Annotated in this window: 3 protein-coding genes; 2 read left to right on the top strand and 1 reads right to left on the bottom strand. The window is 71.3% G+C overall.

The window, feature by feature from the left end; all coding sequences use genetic code 11:
* The coding region (locus ACQKIP_RS44190; RefSeq protein WP_427745579.1) for a serine hydrolase domain-containing protein at positions 1-817 on the bottom strand (817 nt) is incomplete at its 3' end.
* Positions 818-981: 164 nt separating this feature from the next.
* Here ACQKIP_RS44190 and ACQKIP_RS44185 point away from each other — a divergent pair.
* Entirely contained in the window at positions 982-1452 is a 471-nt protein-coding gene (locus ACQKIP_RS44185; protein ID WP_365864282.1) for a hypothetical protein, read from the top strand.
* 328 nt (positions 1453-1780) lie between these two features.
* On the top strand, positions 1781-2581 hold an 801-nt coding region (locus ACQKIP_RS44180), incomplete at its 3' end, for an LLM class flavin-dependent oxidoreductase (RefSeq protein ID WP_427745578.1).

Raw genomic sequence — 2581 nt, 5'->3', positions numbered from 1 at the left:
GATGCCAGCGGAACATGTCCCGGGCCGTGGAGAGCATCCCGCCGTTGCCGCGCAGATTCCAGGACGGTCCGTCGGACGCCCAGGGATGGTCCATCGGCCGTCCCTGCGCGCGCCCGTGCCGGTCATACTCGACCGCGACCTGTTCACGCTTCCAGGCGGGCAGCACATAGCCGGTGCGGGTCATCCCGGCGGGCCGGAACAGGCTTTCGGCCAGGAAGCGTTCGTAGCTGAGGCCCGAGACCTTCTCGACGATCGCGGCGAGCACGCTGTAGCCGGCATTCGAATAGCGGAACTCCTTGCCGGGAGCCGACCGCAGCCGGGCCTTCATCACGCCGGCGAGCAACTCCGCTCGCGACAGCGGGTCGTAGTCGTCGCCGAGCGATTCGGGCAGGCCTGCCGTGTGCGTGAGGAGCTGGTGCAGGGTGATGGCCCGCTTGTCCGCGGGTACGGAGCCCAGATACGCGCCGATCCGGTCGCTCACCCGCAGCTTGCCGCTCATCTCCAGCTTCAGGATCGCGGCGGCGGTGAACTGCTTCGTGATCGACATGACGTCGTACACGGTGTCGCAGGTCGCGGGAGCCCTCGCCGCCCGGTCGGCGAGTCCGCGCCCCGCACAGTGCGTCAGCTCGCCCCCTCGGGCCGCGGCCACGGTGATGCCGAGCCCCGGCGGAAGTACGCGATCGAGGTAGCGGTCGACGTCCCGGTCGGCCGGGTTCCGGCTCGCCGGGGCTTGTCCCGCCTTTCCTCCCCCGGGGCCTGTTCCGGCGACGGTGTGCACATCCGAGCATCCGACGAGTGCGAGCACGAGTAACAGCACGAGGGAACCGAGGCGGCGCACGTAAGCCTCCAAGACAACGACGACAAATGTGCGACCCAGGTTGATCGCCGCTGCCGAGCTCGTTCAACGGATGAGCTGTGCGAGCTTGTGCGAGTGCGCGTACACGCAGGTCAGCTACGCACACCGGAACCGGAGGGACCCGCATGACGCCACCGCCCGTGCCGCCCCGCACCGCCGAAACGCCCGCGTTCATGGCGGAGTTGCGCCGCCTCAAGGCCTGGTCGGGCCTCAGCTACCGGGAGCTGGAGCACGCGGCGGCCAAGGCCGGTGAGGTGCTGCCGTATTCGACGGCCGCGACCATGCTGCGCCGGGACCGCCTGCCCCGCGAGAGAGTCCTTGTCGCCTTCGTCGTCGCGTGCGGCCTGGACGCCGACGGCACCCGGCGGTGGGCAGCCGCCCGCCGGGAAATCGCGATGGGCACCCAGCCGCCCGGCACGCTCCCCGCGCCCGCCGCGCCGCCGCCCGGGCGACGGCGCCGGCCGCGCTTGCGGCTTGCGGTCGTCGGTGTGGCGACGGCCCTCGCCGTCCTCGCCGGCGCGGGTGCGGGCGCGGCCGCATTCGGCACGACGAACGTGCAGGAGGAACAGACGGAGGTGAGTACGCACCAGCCCTGAGGGCGACGCTCAACCGGCTTCCTCCAGGGCGAAGGCCGCGGCCTCGTCGGAGGAGAGCCGGACGCCCTGGAGGAAGGCGCTCTTGCGGCTGCCCGCCGGTGGGTGTCCGGTGGTCGATGGGGCGCGTGCTCCTGTCGTGGGACGGCCGGTCGGTATCCGGGCGCGGAAAAGTTGTTGCCCGGGCCCAGCCGGGCGCGATACGGTCACCGCACTCTAAAGATCACGCTCTCTGGAAACATCGCCGCAGAACGGGAGCAGGTCCGCGCACAGCAGCGCGGGGCCACGGAGGGGCGGCACCTGGTTTCGTCTGCCCTCCGGAGGTTTCCCCGTGAAGATCGGTCTCGGTCTGCCCATCGATGATCCTGCCCAGCTGCTGGCCTGGGCCCAGCGCTGCGACATCGGTCCCTTCAGCACACTCGGCCTGCTCGACCGGCTTGTCTTCGACAACCCCGAGCCCCTCATCGCCCTTGCCGCACTGGCCGGCGCCACCTCCCGCATCCGCCTGCAGACCGAGGTGCTGATCGCGCCCGTGCACAACACCGCGATGCTGGCCAAGCAGACGGCGACGCTCGACCGCATGTCCGGCGGCCGGTTCACGTTCGGTATCGGCATCGGCGGCCGCGAGGACGACTGCCTGGCCGCGGGCATCGACATCCGGCGCCGGGGGCGCCGCCTCGACGAGCAGATGCCCCTGCTGCGCCGGACCTGGCGCGGTGAGCCCTACGGCGACGGCGTCGGGCCGATCGGCCCCTCTCCCGCGACGCCCGGCGGCCCGGAGGTGCTGTTCGGCGGCTTCGCTCCGGCAGCGATCGAGCGTGTCGGACGGTTCGGCGACGGCTTCCTCGGCGCCGCGCTGCCACCGCAGTTCATGACCGGCCTGTTCCGCGACGTGGAGACGGCCTGGGAGAAGTACGACCGCCCCGGCCGGCCGCGCCTGGTCGCTCAGGTCAACGCCGCCCTCGGTCCGCAGCACACCATCGAGCAAGCCCGGCGCAACATCCGCGGCTACTACGCCTTCAGCGGCCGCGCCGACTACATGGCCGATGGTCTGCTCGCCACACCGGAGACGATCCGTAAGGCGATCGATGGCTTCGCCGGCATCGGCGCCGATGAAGTCATGCTCTACTGC

The sequence above is a fragment of the Streptomyces sp. NPDC059900 genome, from assembly GCF_050270335.1.
In the GTDB taxonomy this organism is placed as follows: Bacteria; Actinomycetota; Actinomycetes; order Streptomycetales; family Streptomycetaceae; genus Streptomyces.
The sequence above is the reverse complement of the archived record's forward strand: the minus strand, read 5'-3'. Positions and strand labels throughout refer to the sequence as shown.